Source organism: Lentzea fradiae (assembly GCF_900100955.1).
GTDB lineage: Bacteria > Actinomycetota > Actinomycetes > Mycobacteriales > Pseudonocardiaceae > Lentzea > Lentzea fradiae.
In genome coordinates this window covers 354,254-371,556 of record NZ_FNCC01000008.1, presented here as the reverse complement: position 1 = coordinate 371,556, position 17,303 = coordinate 354,254, and the positions used below count along the sequence as shown (strand labels likewise).

The 17,303-nt window shown below is 70.7% G+C and carries 16 protein-coding genes and 1 tRNA gene; 11 read left to right on the top strand and 6 right to left on the bottom strand.

Going from position 1 to position 17,303, the window contains the following annotated elements; genetic code table 11:
* Nucleotides 1–37: 37 nt before the first annotated feature.
* The gene (locus tag BLT23_RS21220) at nucleotides 38–1,534 is read right to left on the bottom strand and encodes a vanadium-dependent haloperoxidase (RefSeq protein ID WP_090051539.1); all 1,497 of its coding nucleotides are present in this window, start codon (nucleotides 1,532–1,534) and stop codon (nucleotides 38–40) included.
* A gap of 36 nt (nucleotides 1,535–1,570) precedes the next feature.
* Nucleotides 1,571–2,332 carry a nuclear transport factor 2 family protein gene (locus BLT23_RS21215; RefSeq protein ID WP_218133813.1) on the bottom strand — a complete coding sequence of 254 codons (762 nt, stop codon included), beginning with the start codon at nucleotides 2,330–2,332 and terminating at the stop codon, nucleotides 1,571–1,573.
* 177 nt (nucleotides 2,333–2,509) lie between these two features.
* On the opposite strand from BLT23_RS21215, the gene BLT23_RS21210 reads away from it, so the two are divergent.
* From BLT23_RS21210 to BLT23_RS21185, 6 genes are all read left to right on the top strand, one after another.
* A complete protein-coding gene (locus tag BLT23_RS21210) occupies nucleotides 2,510–4,255 on the top strand; it encodes a PD40 domain-containing protein (protein WP_090051537.1) in 1,746 nt (581 codons plus the stop codon).
* A 70-nt stretch (nucleotides 4,256–4,325) separates the two neighbouring features.
* Nucleotides 4,326–5,174: a class I SAM-dependent methyltransferase gene (locus BLT23_RS21205; protein WP_176946849.1), complete on the top strand. Its 849-nt coding sequence runs from the start codon at nucleotides 4,326–4,328 to the stop codon at nucleotides 5,172–5,174.
* The gene (locus BLT23_RS21200) at nucleotides 5,171–5,368 is read left to right on the top strand and encodes a hypothetical protein (RefSeq protein ID WP_090051535.1); all 198 of its coding nucleotides are present in this window, start codon (nucleotides 5,171–5,173) and stop codon (nucleotides 5,366–5,368) included. Before BLT23_RS21205 ends, BLT23_RS21200 begins: the two co-directional genes overlap by 4 nt.
* Entirely contained in the window at nucleotides 5,365–6,297 is a 933-nt protein-coding gene (locus BLT23_RS21195; RefSeq protein ID WP_090051534.1) for a DUF1702 family protein, read from the top strand. Before BLT23_RS21200 ends, BLT23_RS21195 begins: the two co-directional genes overlap by 4 nt.
* A gap of 23 nt (nucleotides 6,298–6,320) precedes the next feature.
* Entirely contained in the window at nucleotides 6,321–8,207 is a 1,887-nt protein-coding gene (locus tag BLT23_RS21190; RefSeq protein WP_090051533.1) for an FG-GAP repeat domain-containing protein, read from the top strand.
* Between the two features lie 651 nt (nucleotides 8,208–8,858).
* The gene (locus BLT23_RS21185; protein ID WP_218133812.1) at nucleotides 8,859–9,617 is read left to right on the top strand and encodes a helix-turn-helix domain-containing protein; all 759 of its coding nucleotides are present in this window, start codon (nucleotides 8,859–8,861) and stop codon (nucleotides 9,615–9,617) included.
* An 80-nt stretch (nucleotides 9,618–9,697) separates the two neighbouring features.
* On the opposite strand, the gene BLT23_RS21180 is transcribed toward BLT23_RS21185, so the two are convergent.
* On the bottom strand, nucleotides 9,698–10,915 hold the full coding sequence (locus tag BLT23_RS21180) for a HEAT repeat domain-containing protein (RefSeq protein ID WP_090051654.1): 1,218 nt from the start codon (nucleotides 10,913–10,915) through the stop codon (nucleotides 9,698–9,700).
* Here BLT23_RS21180 and BLT23_RS42070 point away from each other — a divergent pair.
* The gene (locus BLT23_RS42070) at nucleotides 10,914–11,045 is read left to right on the top strand and encodes a hypothetical protein (protein WP_281248868.1); all 132 of its coding nucleotides are present in this window, start codon (nucleotides 10,914–10,916) and stop codon (nucleotides 11,043–11,045) included. The two genes, BLT23_RS21180 and BLT23_RS42070, sit on opposite strands and share 2 nt — an antisense overlap.
* A 131-nt stretch (nucleotides 11,046–11,176) precedes the next feature.
* Here BLT23_RS42070 and BLT23_RS21175 read toward each other — a convergent pair whose 3' ends face one another.
* The 3 genes from BLT23_RS21175 to BLT23_RS21165 all read right to left on the bottom strand — a co-directional run bounded on the left by BLT23_RS21175 (nucleotide 11,177) and on the right by BLT23_RS21165 (nucleotide 14,404).
* Nucleotides 11,177–13,024: a selenocysteine-specific translation elongation factor gene (locus BLT23_RS21175; RefSeq protein WP_090051531.1), complete on the bottom strand. Its 1,848-nt coding sequence runs from the start codon at nucleotides 13,022–13,024 to the stop codon at nucleotides 11,177–11,179.
* Nucleotides 13,015–14,289 (bottom strand): L-seryl-tRNA(Sec) selenium transferase, encoded by a 1,275-nt coding sequence (selA, locus tag BLT23_RS21170; protein WP_090051530.1) that lies wholly within the window; start codon nucleotides 14,287–14,289, stop codon nucleotides 13,015–13,017. Before selA ends, BLT23_RS21175 begins: the two co-directional genes overlap by 10 nt.
* 20 nt (nucleotides 14,290–14,309) lie before the next feature.
* Nucleotides 14,310–14,404, bottom strand: a tRNA-Sec gene (locus BLT23_RS21165).
* A 67-nt stretch (nucleotides 14,405–14,471) separates the two neighbouring features.
* On the opposite strand from BLT23_RS21165, the gene selD reads away from it, so the two are divergent.
* From selD to BLT23_RS21145, 4 genes are all read left to right on the top strand, one after another.
* A complete protein-coding gene (gene selD, locus BLT23_RS21160) occupies nucleotides 14,472–15,476 on the top strand; it encodes a selenide, water dikinase SelD (protein ID WP_090051529.1) in 1,005 nt (334 codons plus the stop codon).
* Nucleotides 15,477–15,537: 61 nt separating this feature from the next.
* Nucleotides 15,538–16,170, top strand: a complete 633-nt coding sequence (locus BLT23_RS21155; RefSeq protein ID WP_245744073.1) for an ArsR/SmtB family transcription factor — start codon at nucleotides 15,538–15,540, stop codon at nucleotides 16,168–16,170.
* Nucleotides 16,167–16,883 (top strand): SRPBCC family protein, encoded by a 717-nt coding sequence (locus BLT23_RS21150; RefSeq protein WP_090051527.1) that lies wholly within the window; start codon nucleotides 16,167–16,169, stop codon nucleotides 16,881–16,883. Before BLT23_RS21155 ends, BLT23_RS21150 begins: the two co-directional genes overlap by 4 nt.
* A 12-nt stretch (nucleotides 16,884–16,895) precedes the next feature.
* Complete coding sequence (locus BLT23_RS21145; protein WP_090051526.1) at nucleotides 16,896–17,300, top strand: VOC family protein; 405 nt, start codon at nucleotides 16,896–16,898, stop codon at nucleotides 17,298–17,300.
* Nucleotides 17,301–17,303 lie beyond the last annotated feature (3 nt).

Below are 17,303 nucleotides of genomic sequence, written 5' to 3'. Positions count from 1 at the left end.
AAGTCGCGCCGCGCCTGCCGGGTGGGGCGTCGCGGGATCAGATGGTCACCGTGGTGCCGTCGAAACGGGTGACCGAGAAGCGGTGCCTCTCGTTGAACCACGACTTCTGTTCACGGAGCAGCTCGATCGCCAGACTCTCGCCCAGCTTCGCCGACTGGACGAAGTCCGACCGCCAGTGAACCCCCGCCATGTTGCGGCCGACCCCGATGTTGGCGGCGAGCTTGTTCAGCTCGCCACCGACGGTCAGCCGGTCCGCGTCCTTGCCGGTGTACGGCACGAGCTCCGTGCCGCTGTCGTTGGCCTGCACCGGATCGGCCAGGATCGCCGTCTCGTCGTGCCATGCCTTGAGAATCGTCGCGCAGGCTCCCGCCGCGGTGGCGTGCCCGGCCGCGTAGGACGGGTGCGTCGGCGACCCCTCGGGGAACGCCTGCGGCAACAGGTAGGAGCCGAACTTGCTGTACACCCGGTCCACCGCGTCGGAGTCGAGCGCCTCGTTGTGGAGGAACTCGTACTCACGCCTGCCGGTGATCCGGTTGTGCACCTTGGCGCAGTAGCTCTCCGGGCGCAGCCTGCGGTGCACGTACCACTTCTGGAACCACGCCGCGCGCAGCGCCCTGTTCGCGACCTCGGTCACCAGCGCGAGCAGGTGCGGAATGCCGAAGGTGCTGAACCCGAGCTGCGTCGTCGAGTCGACGTACGGGTTGCCCGCGTCCGTCGGCGTGTGCGCGTAGTACATGATCAGCGCCGCGTTGATGAACGCCTGCGCCGGCGTGGGGCCCGCGTCGTAGTGCACCCAGTGCGTCAGGTCCCTCGGTGTGGCGATGTAGCGCCGGTTGACCTGGTCGCGTTCGGACGCCGCCAGCGATCGGTTCCAGCCGTTCTGCAGCCGCAGGTACGTCTCGAACGTCGTGGCGTAGTCCTGGTTGGGCCGCACCGTGTCCTGACGCTGATCGATCAGGTAGGTGCCGAACTGGACGGGCCGGTAGAAGAACTGGGAGATGAACGGACCCGCGTGGTCCCCCGGCGTGTCGCCGCGGAACACGAAGTCCGGCTCCACCCGGCCGTCCCGCTTGGCCGCCCGGTAGTCCGACAACCTGCTCAGGTCGTCGGCCGCCGCCGCGACCAAGCCGTCGTCCGCGAACCTGGTGAACGGAACGTCCCTGCACAGTGCCATCCAGTACAGCTCGGTCGCCTCCGCCGCCAGCTCGGCCGAGTCGAGCCTCGGTGCCGGCGGGATCGTCATCGCGTGGCTCGGCGGACCGACCGCGTCGACCGCGAGCCCTGCCTGCGGGTTCGTCAGCGGCCGTCCCTCCGCGAGGGGGATGCGCTCGATCTCGTCCGGGTCCTCGCTCAGCAGCGCCCGCAGGTACTGCCGGTAGACGACGGGGTCGACCTCGCCGAACTCGTTGTGCGACAACCCCTTGCTGTAGCTGCCGAGGTAGTCCGGGTAGAGGTTCTCGTCACCGTTGCTCACGTGCATGACCGGTAGCGGGTCCGCGTCGGACTTGGCCGTCCGGTCGACAGGTGGGCTCATGTTCTCGTCCTATCTGGCCGTTCGCGGCGAACGGTCCTAGTCGCGCGGTGCGGTGCCGCCGCCGGTCTGGCCGTCGATGACGACGCGGCCCAGACCGTTCTCGACCACGACGCGGGCACCGGGGATGACCCGGCCGTTGTCGTCGATCGGCTGGCCGCCCAGGTTCACGCGGAAGCGCGGGCCGGCCTCCGACATGTGCCAGTGGCGCCACTTCCAGCCGTCGGCCGTCTTCACGGCGACCGCGCTGGAGTACAGCGGCTGGTGCTCCTTGTGGTCGGCGCGCGTGATGATGACGTCGCCCTCCTCGTTGACGAGGCCGAGCGTCGACGTCGCGACCGCCTGCGTCGCGAAGATCGTCTTGACCTGGCTGTCGGTGCTCGTGGGGAACAGCGTCGTCAGGTACTCGCGCATGTTCTCGCGGCCCGTGATCTTCAGCGGGCGGCCGTTCACCGCCACCAGCTCGTAGGTGGTGAAGTCGTCGGCGATGGTGTTGATGATGTAGTCGATGTCGCCTCGCGAATAGGCCACCTGCAAGTCGGCCAGGAATCCGCGAACCTCGAGCTCGGCGCTCGCGTCCGCCTCGAAAACTTCACCTTCACCCGAACCGCCGGAGGAACCGAGAAGTCCCCGCGCGAATTCACTCAGCTGCCTGCCGAAATCCTGGATTTCAGTCACAATCAACTCTCCGATCAATAGAGTCGCCAGCCGACCGACCGTGGCGACGGACTGCTCTTGCCCGGTGTCCGTTGTAGTCACCCGCAGGCCGCGATGACTTCTCCTCTGTTGCTCTGACGTCATTCCAGCACCCCCGGCCCGCAGGTCCATCTTCTGCCTTGCTGGATTTCGCCGGATTTCCCCGCAAGGGATGAGAAGGAGCCTGAGCTGATCAAACTTACTGTCCCAGTAGCCGGTCGGCGCGCTTTCGACAATCGGGGAGAGACGATGGAAGAACACGTGAGCGGATATCTGCCACCCATGCGTTCCCACGGATCGGAGTTCCGGTTGCGCCGTTTGACGCACGACCCGGCAGGTGCGGGGGACGGCGCCATCTCCCCCGACGGCACCCGTTTCGTGGCCTCGTCGCGGCGCGCAGGATCGCTGAACCTGTGGTTCTACGAGCTCGCGACGGACCAGTGGCACCAGGGCACGCGCGGTGCCGGCGAGGACATCGAGGCGCAGTGGTCCCCGGACTCCAGCTGCCTCGCCTTCACCTCGTCGCGGGGCGGTCACAAGGCGATCTGGCTGTACCGGGCCCGCGACGGCCGGATCAGCCAGCTCACCCACGCCGACCACGAGGAGGAGTACCCCCAGTGGTCGCCGGACGGCACGCAGATCGCGTACGCCGGCGGCCCGTGGGGGCACCGGCACTTCTACGTGGTCCCCGCCAAGGGAGGCAGGCCCCGCGCGGTCACCAGGACCCCCGGCCGCGCGGGCGCCTGCTCCTACCTGCCCGACGGGCGCGCACTCGTCTGCCACTCCTACGACACCGGTGCCGGCGCCATCTCCGTGCTGCCCCTCAACGGTTCCGCGCCGGTCGAGATCACCGACGGCAGCGCGTGGGACTACAAGCCGTCGGTGTCGAGCGCCCACCCCGTCGTGGCGTTCTCCCGCAGCTTCGAGGGCCGTTCGGTGATCTGGGTGCAACGGCTCGACGGCTCGGGCACCGGCAGGGCGCTCGTCACGGAGGCGGCGGACGACCGCTGGCCGAACTGGACGGCGGACGGTCAGAACCTGTTCTTCCACCGGCTCATCGACCGCGGTGTCGGCATCTGGGTGCTCGACCGCCGCACCGGCCGCGTGCGCCGGCTGGTGGGCGCCGACGAGCAGCCCCGGTACGGCTCGCTGAGCCCCGACGGCGCGAAGCTCGTCTACGCGGCGGAGGACTCCGGGCGTTCGGTGGTGAAGATCCGCGACCTCGCGGGCGGTCCGGCCAGGGTGCTCCCGCTCGGGGAGGCGGCGTTCCCCGCCTGGTCCCCGGACGGCCGCATGATCGCCCACCTGTCCCGGCACCCGTCACGGCCGCGGTGGGAGATCACGACCTACGACCTCGCCGAGGGCGTCCGTCGCGTGTGGACACACGGGATCGAGTGGCTGAAGGGGATGCACGGCCCGCTCGACTGGTCGCCGGACGGCACGAGGATCGTCTTCAAGTCGGACACCGAACCGTTCGAGGCCGACCTGTGCGTGCTGGACGTGCGCACCGGCGAGGTGCACAAGCTGACCGAGGACCCGTGGTGGGACGAGGCTCCCTCCTGGACCCCCGACGGACGTGGCGTCGTGTTCATGTCGACCAGGGGTGGCGACTGGACGTGGGGCTTCTACCGCAAGGACCTCGACACCGGGGAGATCACCACGCTCGCCGGTCCCGACTACGTGGAGCGCAACAACCCGCGCCTCCTGCCCGACGGCACCCTGCTGTGCTCGCTCGTGGCCTCGGGGGCCGAGGAGCTGCACGAGCAGCAACCGGACGGCCTGGGACGCGTGGTCTCCGCCGCCGGTCCCTCCGTCCGCTACCCGGTGCCGTCGCGCGACGGCTCGCTGGTGGTGTTCACCCGCACGTACCGCACTGTCGAGTACTGGCTCGCGGAGAACGTCTGGGGGCCCGGCTCGCCGATCGCCGACCTGGCGGGCGAGGCCGACCGTCCTCATGAGACAGAACAGGACCCCGCTCCCTGGAGCATGGGACCCGTGCGCAGCCCGGTCGACACCCGGCGCAGATGACGCATGTGAAGCCCACCCGGTCGGGTGGCCCCGCCCCTGTCCAGCCCACCTTCCCGAAAAGAGATCTCGCATGACCGGCAACTCCACCGACTCCGACCGGCTGTCGGCCTCCCTGCCCGCCCAGAACAAGATCTACGACACCGCCGCGGGCGCGCTGTGGCACCTCGCGGTGTACGAGCCGGTGCACGAGGGCCGGGAGTTCACCAACATGGCCGGTGCCGCGCTGCTCGACAGCATCGGCACCGAGTTCGGCCTCGGCGCGGGGCACGACGTGCTGGAGCTGTGCTCCGGCACCGGCGAGGTGTGCCGTTACCTGGCCGGCCGCTTCGACTGCCGCATCACCGGCATCGAGCTGAATTCCTCCCAGCTCGACCACGCCAGGCTCAAGCACCGGCAGCTGCCGACGAGCGTGCAGAAGCGGGTCCGCTACCTGCGCGGTGACGTCAACACCTGGATGCCGGACAAGGCTTACGACCTCGTGGTCGCGGTCGACTCGCTCGCGCTGATGAACGACCCCGGCGACGCGCTCGCGGTGGCCCACGCGGCGTTGCGGCCCGGCGGGCACCTGGTGTTCGCCGACACCCTCACCGGTCGCGACCTGAGCGACCGGGTGCGCGGCACGGTCTGGGAGTACGACGGCATCCGCCCGCTCCCGCAGCCCGCCGACACCGCGGAGCTGTTGAGCCACCTGGGTTTCGTCGACATCGAGTACACCGACATCTCGGCGGCGGCCGTCGACTGCTTCCGGATCATCTCCGGCGCGCTGACCGTGCGGCAGCGGGCGATCCAGGAGGTCTGCACTCCCGAGGAGTACCAGCACTGGTGCGAGTCGACGGAGTTCTACCTCGACAGCTTCATCCGCCGGGAGCTGTCCTACGGGCGGTTCACGGCGCGGCGTCCCGCACAGGGCGACTCGTGATCGCGTTGCTGCGCCGCGAACCCGTGCTGGTGCAGGCGACGTTCCTGGCGCTGGTCAACCTCGCGGTCGCCTTCGGGCTCCTCGACCTCACCGCGGAGCAGACGGCCGCGCTGGTGGGTGTGCTCGCCGCGGCGCTCGGGCTGTGGACCCGCCGGCTGGTCACCCCCATCTCGAAACTCAGGGAGATCCCATGAGCACACGGGTACTGCCGCCGTTGCCGTCCTGGCTGGCGGACTTCGAGAAACGGGGCTTCCGCACCGAGAACGCGACGGCGAGAGCGTTGCTGGAACGCCGGGCGGGCGCCTTCCTCACGGGCTACAACATGCTGCGGCGGCACGGCGTGGGCGAGCTCGCGTTCCGCCTCGACCCGCTCCCCCTCGACGACCAGGGGTTCGCCTACGAGGGCGCCGCGTTCGCGGCTGCCGCGCACGACCTCCTGCTGAGGCGCAGGAAGAACTCGACGCTGGACGACCTGTTCGCCCTCGCCGGTGAGCGCTACCCGCACCTGATGCACGTCGGCGCCGGCTGGGTCGGCCTGATCGCCCCGCCCTCGGCGGTGCTGCGGCACGCGAACCTCGACCCGTTGCTGCGCTGGCTCACCCTGGACGGCGCCGGGTTCGCCAGGACCTTCCTGCGCGGCAAGGGGTGGAACGAGCGGTTCCGCAGGAAGTCGTGGTCCGACGCGCCCTCGCACACCGTGCTGCACCAGGGCGTCGGCCGGGCCCTGTGGTTCGCGGAGTGCGCCGACGCCGCCGCGATCCGGCGGCGCATCGCGACGTTCCCGCCTCAGGCGCACGCCGAGCTGTGGGCCGGTGTCGGGCTGGCCGTCTGCTACGCGGGCGGCGCGGACGACATCGCGTTCGACGACCTCACCTCGCTGACCGGCCCCAACCGCGCAGCCCTCGCGCAGGGGGCGGCGTTCGCGGCGGGGGCCAGGGGCGCGGCGGGACACGTGCCGGAGCACACCGCCGTCGGGGTGCGCGAGCTGGCCGGCGTGCCGGTCGAGGAGGCCGTCGAGTGGACGGTGTCCGCGGCGCACGTCGTGTCCGCCGGTGAGCTCGACATCGCGGGCTACCGCCAGTGGCAGCACCTCATCCGCGAACGAGCGGCCCGGCACGTCTGACAACTCACCTCGGAGACAACGCCATGACTTCACCAACGGTCCCCAAGTCACGAACCGCGCGGCTGCTGCCCGCGGTGGTCGCGGCCGTGCTGGTCACCGCCACCGGTTTCGCCACCGCCCGGCCGGAGCTCTCGGACACCGAGGCGGCGGACCTCGCCTCCCGGTACGGGTTCACCTCCCAGGCCCTGAACGAGGCCCCTCCCGGTGCGCGCAGCATGCGCCAGGTCGGTCCGGACGTCGAGCACATCCGGGCCTGGATCTCCGCCGTCGGCGCCGCGGTCGGGCTCACCGACCACGACGGCAACGGCCGGTCCGACGACGTCTGCCTGGTCGACCCGCGCGACGACTCGGTGCGGCTCTTCCCCGCGCCGGGCACCGGCGACCGGTTCACCCCGCGGGTCCTCGTCCCCGACAGCGACTACGACGACACCATGGCCCCCATGGGGTGCGTGCCGGTCGACCTCGACGTGGACGGGGACACCGACTACGTCGTCCACTACTGGGGCCGCTCCCCCGTCCAGTTCCTCAACACCGGCGACGGCTTCCGCGCCGTGGAGCTGATCGAGCCGCGGCAGGTGTGGAACTCCACGACCCTCAACTTCGGCGACGTCGACGGTGACGGCAACCTCGACCTGCTGGTGGCGAACTACTTCCCGGACAACGCCAAGGTCCTCGACCCGGACGCCGGTCCCGACGACCGGATGCGGATGCAGGACAGCATGGCGCGCGCGCTCAACGGCGGCACGAACCGGCTGCTGCTGTCCCGGCCGCGCGGGGCGGACCAGGCCCCCGAGTGGACCGACGCGAGCGCGGCCCTGCCACCGGAGGCGTCGCAGGCGTGGACGCTGGCGATCGGCCTGCAGGACCTCACCGGCGACCACCTGCCGGAGATCTACCAGGCCGAGGACTTCGGCCCCGACCACCTGATGGTCAACCTGTCCACGCCGGGCCAGGTCCGGCTACGCACCGTGAAGGCCACCCGTGACCTCGTGTCACCCAAGTCGACGGTGCTCGGGCACGACTCGTTCAAGGGCATGGGCGTCGCGTTCACCTATCCGGACGGCGCCGAGATGCCGACGATGCTGGTCAGCAACATCACCGCGCAATGGGGTCTGCAGGAGAGCAACTTCGCGTTCACCCCGACCGGTCCGGGCACGGACCTGCTGTCCGGGGACGTTCCGTTCATCGACCGCAGCGAAGAGCTCGGACTGGCCCGCAGCGGCTGGGGATGGGATATCAAGACCGCCGACTTCGACGGCGACGGAACCGACGAGATCATGCAGGCGACCGGATTCCTGAAAGGCGAGAAATGGCATTGGGCGCTGTTGCAGGAATTGGCGCTCGGAAATGACCAGCTGCTCAAGTACCCGGCCGCGTGGCCACGTTTCGGACCCGAATCAAATCTCTCCGGAGACGACCACAACCCGTTTTGGGCCCGAACGTCGACGGGCCGTTACGCCGACTTGGCGAAACATCTTCACCTTGACGCCTCCGACAACACCCGCGGCCTCGCGATCGGCGACGTGAACGCGGACGGCAGGCCGGACGCCCTGGTCGCCAATCAGTGGCAGGACTCCCGGCTGCTGCTCAACACCTCGACCTCGCAACCTCGTCAGACGGTGTTGAGCCTGCGGCGGCCGGCGAGCGGCGGCGCGACCACCCCGGCCATTGGCGCGCAGGTCGTCGCGCAGGCCGACAACCAGCCGGTACAACGCGCTCAGCTTTTTCCGGCGAATGGGCACACAGGTGTCTCCTCGACCGAGCTCTTCTTCGCGACGGGTTCGGGCGAACGGGCTGAATACACGATCAGCTGGCTCACTCCCTCAGGGCCGCGGACCGGCCAGATCACACTCCCCACCGGCACTCATTCCGTATTGCTCGGAGACGACGGAAAGATCACCGCAGTGTAGTCATTACAAGGGATGACACCCAAAAGATCCAACGAGACTGCCCAGTGCGTCACTCTGACGGCGCATCTGGGCTTTTTCGTTGCTACGGTGGGTCAGGTGAACTGTTTGGAGATAGCCCGAAAAGACCAGAACGAACGTTCGCAAGCCGTGATTCCATGCGAGGGCGAATGAAGATCATCACTTTGATCGACCCCGGCCCCATACCGACCGAACGGGCGAGCAGCCCTTACTTCCTGATCGCCACAAATCTGACAAATAGCAAGATCGCGACTACCTCCGCACGGTCACAGAGGGTTAGCTCAGGATGACAACAAAGAAGAGGGCCAACCGTCGTCCGGAATCTGTTCAGTCCCGACCACATAGCCGAGACTCTCACTCCGCTGCCGGTACTCCTGACCCAGCAGCCCGACACGCAGGACAGGTGCCGCACATTCACCGCAGGTGGAGCCATCTGCGGCTGGGGGTTTTTGTTCGGGGCTCTGACAAAGGGGTAGGAGACTCACCTTGAAAGGCCATTCAGCAATCCAATGGCGAACAGAGGCGAACTGCCTCAAGTGCGACAAGATCGGACTGTGCTCCACTGTCGGCCGATGTCTGGCCGAGAGCACCGGAGCCGCCCGGATCACGTCGGTAGCCAAGGCGGTCGACTACATGATCGAACACTTGTCGGAGCCGATCCAGCTCAGCGACGTGGCACGCGCCGGTACTTTGAGCCCGTTTCACTTCCACCGCGTTTTCCGCGACGTCACCACCACCACGCCCGCCCGGTTCCTGACCTCGCTCAGAATGGCGGAGGCCCGCCGGCTGCTGCTGGTCACGCAGAAGACGGTGACCGACGTGTGCACCTCGATCGGCTATTCCAGCCTCGGGACGTTCATCAGCCAGTTCGGCAAGCTCACCGGCTTGTCGCCGCGGCGGTTCCGGTGCGTGGTCGAGCAGATCGGGCACATTCCCGTGGAGGAGCTCGTCGAGACGGGCCCCGCGCCGTCGGCGGCCGCCGGACCCATCGGGACGGTCACGAGCCTCCACGGCGAGCCCTGCAACGCCTTGCTCGGGCTCTTCCGGATGAACCGCCCGCAGGAGCTGCCCACGGTGTTCCACGCCGTCGAGACGAACCGGCTGGTCGCTCTTCCCCCGGTCGCGGACGGTGACTACGAGCCGATCGCCGTCGCGGTCGGTCCCAACTCGACGGTGCGCGACGTTCTCGCTGCCCCGATCGGGGTGCTCGGCCGGATAGGGTTCGGCTACACCCCCGTGACCGTCGCAGGCGGCCGGTGCCGCCACCCGTTCCAGGTCGCACTGCGCAGGCAGCGCCGTTTCGACCCGCCCGTCGAGTTCACCCGGCCGCTGCTGTCGCTCGCACGCCGGCGCGTTCTGCGCATCTCCCACTCGACTCCCGCCATCGGGTGACCTGACCCCGACGCGGTCCCGCAAGCCGAAAAAGCGGGGTGAGCGGTCGAAACCGCTCACCCCGCTTCACAGGTGCCGGGTCAGGAGTTCATCCAGCCGGTGCGGGTGCAGAACTGCACACCCGGCTCGTCCGCGATGTTGTCCTGGTTCATGTCCACCTCGGCGTCGTGCGTCGAGTAGATGTCGAGCGAGTTGACGTCGATCTTGCCGTCGCCGTCCCAGTCGACCAGCTTGCCCTTGAACGTACCCGTGATGTAGGCGTTGGCCATCGGGCCGGTCGGGGTGTCCAGCGTGCCCAGGATGCTGTTGCCCGGGAACAGGATCTCCTCGAGCGAGCTGCCGCGCATCGTCTCGAAGTTGATGTAGCCCCACGTCTGGACGGAACCGCGGACGTAGCGGATCGCGGGCTTGCCCCCGACCTCCATCAGCGGGTCGGTGGTCCACTCGCCGGAACGCTTGGCCGAGACCATCTCGTTGCGGTGGCCGAGCGAGTCGTTGTCCGCCTGGCCGGACAGGAAGATCGGGCGCAGGCCCCGCGACTCGAAGAAGAAGCTGCCCCGGCCCGCGCTGGCGTGGTTGGTCACGCCGCGGAACAGGAAGTTCTCCACGTGCGGCGTGCCGTCGTCGTGCAGGCCCGCCAGGTTCTTGCTGATCACCAGCTGGCTGTCGCGCGTCGCCGAGTTCGGGCAGGCGTGCGCCTGGCCGTAGCTCCGCGCGAGGCCCTGGGGCGCGAGGGAGATCTTGCCCCAGTGCCGGCCGGTGTCGTCGAGCCGCACGTAGACGTCGACGTCGATGTTGAGCAGGATCGTCTCGTCGAACGTGCGGTCCGGGTCCTGCTTCCAGGAGCGGCTGTCGAACGAGGGCACACCCGTGGTGAGCTCCGACGCGAACAGCCGCGCCCACTCGCCGACGTCGGCGTCGTCGTCGTTGATGAAGCTCTGCAGCGCCTTGAGCGCCCTGGGGCCACCGATCTTCTCCAGCGCCCACAGCGCGTTCCAGCGCACCTCACGCACGCTGTCGGTCTTCACCGCCTCGGTGAGCAGGTCGACCGCGCCCGGCAGCCCGCGGTCCACGTACTGGAACAGCGACTGCTCCCGGATCATCGGGTCCCGGTGGTTCAGCGCTTCCTGTGCGACCTGGTCGTCCGTGCGGACGTCGAGCCGGATCGCGGTCCGCTTGAGGAACTCGCCGAAATCACTGTTGAGACGTGCGGGGTCGCCCTGGAGGTAGTGATCCCAGACAGGAGCCTGTGCTTCTGCACCGCTTACTTGTCCCAGATCGACAGACTCAAGTGCCATGCTGGTCATCCTTTCCGAACCGATCAGCAACATTGGCTCTAACGGTGGCCGCCAGTTAGCCCTGACCAGCTACAAGAGCGCACCGGCCAGCTACTCGACGATCCATTTCCGCTTTGGAGAACCACGTTGAGGCCATTAATCCCGGATGAGCGGATGATTCCGGGGTGCTCTTCAACGCTGTCTCCACTAAAGCCGGGTTCACGGCCGCAGTCAATGCGGTGCGGCAATCGAGCAATCGAGCGTAAAAACGCCCGGAAATGCCTATGTGAGCTCTCTCGCGCCGTCCGGCCGGCGCCGGGTGACCCCCGCCTGGTCCAGCAGTTCGAGCAGCGGCACGGCGGTGCGGCGCGTCGTGTCCCACGCCTGGCGCGCCTGGCTGACGGTGAAGGAACCGGCGAACCCCCGCAGCACCTCGGCGGCCAGCCGGTCCGCCCCCGGCAGCAGCACCACGCCGGGCGCGAGGAGGAGCAGACGGCCCGCCCGGACCGCACGGGCCAGCTCGGCCGCACCGAGCCCCGCCCGTGCCAGGTGATGTGACTCGGGAGCGCGGAAGGGGTTTCGCCGCAACGACTTCGCGATCGCCGCGAGTCCTCTCTCGACGGACTCCGGCAGCGCGAGACGCCCCACCACGACACCGTCCTCCACCGGCAGACCGGCGGCCCGCACCAGCTCGCGGGCCACCTCCGCCGACGGCACCGCGAGCCGGTCGGCGAGCACCGGCAACGGGATACCCGGCGCCAGCGGCCGTGCGGCGCACCAGTCCGCGACCTCGCGCGGCACCTGCCCGGCGAGCGACTCCCACGTGGCCGGGTCCGCGTACCGGCCTCCCGCGACCGGCCGTCCGGTGACGGGGAGCCCGGCGGAGCGGAAGGCTTCCGCGGCCAGGAACTTCTCACGCCTCAGCAAATCGGCGGCGAGTTGGGCCGGGTCCAGGCGCGGCGCGTGCCGGTGGGCTGGGGCCGGTGGTGGTGCGGCGCCCGGTTGCGGCGGCACGGCGCCCGGCTGCGGCGGCACGGTGGTGGCGAGCCCGGCCAGGGCCGCCAGCTCCGCGCCTCGGCGCGCGCCCGCGCCCCGCCGGGTCAGCTCCTGCGGCCGCACGTCGACGACCACCGCCCCCACCGGCGGCCCGGTGCCTCCCGGGTCGCGGAGCAACACGCGGTCACCGGGCCGCACCGGCACCTCGCTCGCGGTCCGCAGCCTCGCCGCCCCCGGTCCCAGCGGGCGCACCCGCACGGGCACGCCCGCGGTGCCGACGTGCAACGTCAGCGACGAAGCGCGCGGCGCACCGCCACACCACACGACGTCGAACTCCTCCACCGGACGCCAGACCTCCGGCGGTGCGAGCAGCGCGTCGCCGCGACGCACGTCCACACGGCCGCCCGCCAGGTTCACCGCCACCCTGCGGACCGGGCGTGCGACGGCCACCGGGCGTTCGCACACCTGCAAGCCCCGCACCCGGAGCAGCGCACCGGTGCGCGCACAGCGAAGCCGGTCGCCGAGGCGCAGCGACCCGGCCGCGAGGGTGGCGGTGACGACGGTGCCCGCACCGGCCACCGTGAACGAGCGGTCCACCCAGAGCCGCACGTCCGCGTTGTCGTCCGCCGCCTCGTCCTGACCCGCCACCACGGCGTCCAGGCCCGCGCGCAGCTCCGGCATCCCGGCACCGGTCACCGCGCTCACCGCGAAGTGCGGGAGGTGGGACAGGGAGGTGCCCGCCAGCTCCCGGCGGGCCTCGGCGGCGGCGGGACGCGGGTCCGCGCGGTCGGACTTGGTGACCACCAGCGCGCCGCGGGCGATGCCCAGGGCGTCGAGGGCCGCGAGGTGTTCGGCGGACTGGGCGGACCAGCCCTCGTCCGCGGCGACGACGAACAGCACGGCCGGGGCGGGAGCGGCTCCGGTGAGCATCGTGGACACCAGCCTGCGGTGGCCGGGAACGTCCACGAAGGACACTTCGGCGCCGCCGGGCAGCCGGGTCCACACGAAGCCGAGCCCGATGCTCATGCCGCGGGCCCGTTCCTGCGCCCAGCGGTCGGGGTCCCTGCCCGTCAAAGCCTTCACCAGGGTGGACTTGCCGTGGTCGACGTGCCCGGCGGTCACGATCACCGGCACCGCGGGTCGCCCGCCGCGAGGACCGCGCGCACCAGCGCCTCGTCGTCGGCCGGGTCGACCGTGCGCAGGTCGAGCAGGCACCGGCCGCCTTCGGCCCGTCCCACGACCCGTTCCGCGCGCAGCGCCGCGGCGAACCGTTCCGGCAGGGCCACGGCGAAGCTGGGCAGCCGCACCCCCGGCGCGGCGCCGCCGCCCACCACCGAGTCCGTCTCGACGACCTCGGCGCCCCGCACCGCCGCGGCGACCGCGTGAGCCCTGCGCCGCAAGGAGTCCGCGTCCGCCGACAGCATCTCCGCGACGGGTGGCAGCGGTCCGCGCAGCGTCGCCTCCAGGGCGGCCAGCACCAGCTTCCCTGCCCGCAGCGCCCGTGCCGCCGGATGCCGGCGCAGCGTGGTCACGAGGTCCCGGTCGCCCAGCAGGAGCCCGCCCTGGGGTCCGCCGAGCAGCTTGTCGGCGCTCGCGGTCACCAGGGCCGCACCGGCACGCAGGGCCGAGGCCGCGTCCGGCTCGCCGGGCAGCCTCGGGTCGGGGGCGAGCAGTCCGGAGCCGATGTCGACGACGACCGGCACGCCGAGGCCCGCCAGCTCCGCCACGCTCGCGGCCGAGGTGAAGCCCTCGACGCGGAAGTTCGACGGGTGCACCTTCAGCACGAACCCGGTGTCCGGCCCGATCGCGGCGGCGTAGTCGCGGGCGGTGGTCCGGTTGGTGGTGCCGACCTCGCGCAGCCTCGCTCCGCCCGCGGTCAGCAGTTCGGGGATGCGGAAGCCGTCGCCGATCTCGACCAGCTCGCCCCTGCTGATCACGATCTCGCGTCCCGGCGCCAACGCCAAGGCGCACAACAGGAGGGCGGCGGCGTTGTTGTTCACGACGTGGACCGCCCCGGCGTCGGGGACGGCCTCGCCCAGGGCCGCGAGGGCTCCCCTGCCCCGTGCGGCACGGCGTCCGGTGGCGAGGTCGAACTCGACGTCCGTCCACCCCGCGGCGGCGGACAGCGCGGCACGGGCGGCCTCGGACAGCGGTGCGCGGCCGAGGTTGGTGTGGATCAGCACGCCGGTGGCGTTGAGCACCGGCCGTGCGACGAGGCGGCTGAGCGCGGCCAACGCGGCCGACGCGACGTCCTCGGAACTCAGGCGGCCCTCGCGAGCCTCCTGCTGGGCCTTGTGGATCGCCGCCTTGACCGCCGTGCGCCCGTGCACCGCCACGGCCTCGCGCAACGGCGAGGAGGAGAGCAGGGCCCCGGTGCCCGGGATGCTCCGCCGCGTCATGCAGCCTCCACCGTCGTCTGTGGCGGAGGCGGACGGGAATCGAACCCGCCGGCGGCAGGTCCTGCCGCCCGTCGGTGTTGAAGACCGCGCCGGACACCAGACCGGATACGCCTCCCCGTGCGCGTTCCAGGATCGGCAAGACAGCGGAACACCGGCTTCTCCTGGCTTGCCAAGGTCGGCTCATGACCCTTCCCAGGCTTGACGGTTCCAGGTTGCACCTCCCCAGGCTGACCGAGAGCGCCGCCGGTGGCGGGTGCGCGTGCAAGATCCCTCCCGGCGAGCTGGAGGACCTCCTCTCCAGGTCCGTCCCCGCGTTCCCCGGCCTGCTGGTCGGCACCGGGGACGACGCGGCGGCGATCAGGGTGGACGGCGACCGCGCCGTTCTGTCCACTGTGGACTTCTTCACGCCGGTGGTCGACGACGCCCGCGACTGGGGCCGGATCGCCGCCGCGAACGCCCTGTCGGACGTCTACGCCATGGGAGGGGAACCGGTGCTCGCGGTGAACCTCCTGTGCTGGCCGCGCGCGACGCTGCCGATGGAGCTGGCCGCCGAGGTCCTGGGCGGCGGGGCGGAGATCGCGGCGCAGGCGCGGTGCCCTGTCGCGGGAGGCCACAGCATCGACGACCCCGAACCCAAGTACGGCATGGCCGTCACCGGCATCGCCCACCCCGACCGCCTGCTGCGCAACAGCTCCGGCGTGGCGGGCACGCCGCTCTCGCTGACCAAGCCGCTGGGGATCGGCGTCCTCAACACCCGGCACAAGGCGACGGGCGAGGTGTTCGCCCACGCCGTGGCCGCGATGGTGACGCTGAACGCGGGCGCGTCACGGGCCGCGGTGGCCGCCGGGATCCGGTGCGGCACCGACGTCACCGGCTTCGGCCTGCTCGGGCACACCCTGGAGCTGGCCAGGGCGAGCGGGCTGACCGCGGTGATCGACAGCGCGGCCGTACCGCTGCTCGACGGGGCGCGCGAGGCGGTGCGGGACGGCTTCGTCAGCGGCGGCACCCGGCGCAACCTGGAGTGGGTCCGGCCGCACGCCGACCTGGACGCCGTCGACGAGGCCACCGCCGTGCTGCTGGCCGACGCGCAGACGTCCGGGGGCCTGCTGCTGGCGGGCGAGATCCCGGGGGCGCCGGTGGTCGGTGAGCTGGTCCCCCGCCGCGAGCACCTCGTCGTCGTGCGCTGATCTGTCCGTTTCGGCCGGTTCCTCCGAACGTGTGACCTCATTTGACAAATGAAATTGTCAATTGAACGATGACGTCATGGGCGGTGGCATCAACTACCTCGGCGAGCCGGACGCGGTGGCGGTCGTGCTGGCGCCGTTGCGCAGGCAGCTGCTGGCCAGCCTGCGCGAACCGGCCTCCGCCACCCAGCTCGCGGCGGCGCTGGGCCTGCCGCGGCAGAAGGTGAACTACCACCTGCGGGCGCTCGAGGCGGCGGGCCTCGTCGAGCTGGTCGAGGAGCGCAGGCGCCGCGGGTTCGTGGAACGCATCGTGCGGGCCAGGCCGGGTGCCGTCGTCGTCGACCCGACCGTGGTGGACCACGACCGGGCGGCCCCGGAGCGGCTCAGCCTGGTCCACGACCAGTACGCGGCCGAGCACCTCGTGGAGGTCGCCGCCGCGACCGTCCGCGACGTCGCCAAGATGCAGGTCAAGGCGGACGAGACGGGCAAGCGGCTGCTCACCTTCACCGCCGACGCCGAGGTGCGGTTCGCGAGCCCCGCGGACGTGCACGGCTTCACCGACGAGCTGACCTCGGCGCTGCGCGACATCGCCGCCCGGTACGACACCAGGGGCGGTCGCCCCTACCGGGTCGTGGTCGGCGGTCACCCGACCCCCAAACCGACCGAGAAGCCGAACGAACAGGGAGAGAACCGATGAGTGACGTCCAGGCCACCGACACCCCGCGACTGCAGGTCCGGGTGGCGACGACGGTCGACGCCGCCTGGCGGGCACTGCGGGACAAGGACGTGATCAGGCAGTGGCACGCGTGGCAGTCCGGTGAGCTGGAGGCCGAGCTCGACTCGATCTACTTCACCGACGTCGTCGAGGACGAGGCGAACCACACGCTCGTCCCCAACGGCGGTGACCGGTTCGAGATCACCGAGGAGAGCGACGGCGTCCTCATCACGCTGGTCCGCGCCCCGCTGAGCGGCGACGCCGAGTGGGACGCCTACTACGACGACGTCACCGAGGGCTGGACCTCGTTCCTGCACCAGCTGCGGTTCGCCCTGGAGCGCAAGCCCGGCGAGCAGCGGCGCACGCTGTTCTTCGGCAACCGCGACACCTACTCGGGCACCGTCGTCGAACGCCTCGCGCTGGACTCGGCCGGTGAGCCGGGCAGCCGCTACACCGCCACCCTGGCCGGCGAGGCGGTCGAGGGCGAGGTGTGGTTCCGCTCCGAGCACCAGCTCGGTCTCACGGTCGACTCGTGGGGCGAGGGCCTGCTGGTCATCGCGGGCACCGGCCCCTCCTCGACCGACCCGTCCGGCACGTCGATGGCGCTGCTGAGCACCTACGGCCTGGACGACGACGCGTACTCCCTGCTCGACAAGCGGTGGTCCCAGTGGTGGGCCGAGAACACGGGCAAGTGAGCGAGGTTTCCGATGGCTGACAAGCGCAACCGGGCGGGCACGATCGTGGGCCTCGACCTGACCGTCCCCGACGCCCCCGGCATCCGGGACTTCTACGCCGAGGTCGTCGGCTGGAAGCCCGAGCCGCTGGGCATGGGCGCGTACGACGACTACATGATGCTGGCGCCGGACGGCAACCCCGTCGCGGGCGTCTGCCGCAAGGCGGGCGGCAACGCCGACCTGCCCCCGCAGTGGATCACCTACGTCGCGGTCGACGACCTGCCCGCCAGCCTGGAGAAGGTGACGGCGCGGGGCGGTGAGGTCGTGCGTCCCGCCGCGGGCGCGGGGCCGGGCGCCTTCGCGCTGATCAAGGACCCGGCCGGGGCGACGCTCGCGCTCATGCAGAACCCCTACCCCGACGGGGACGACGGCCGGTAGCAC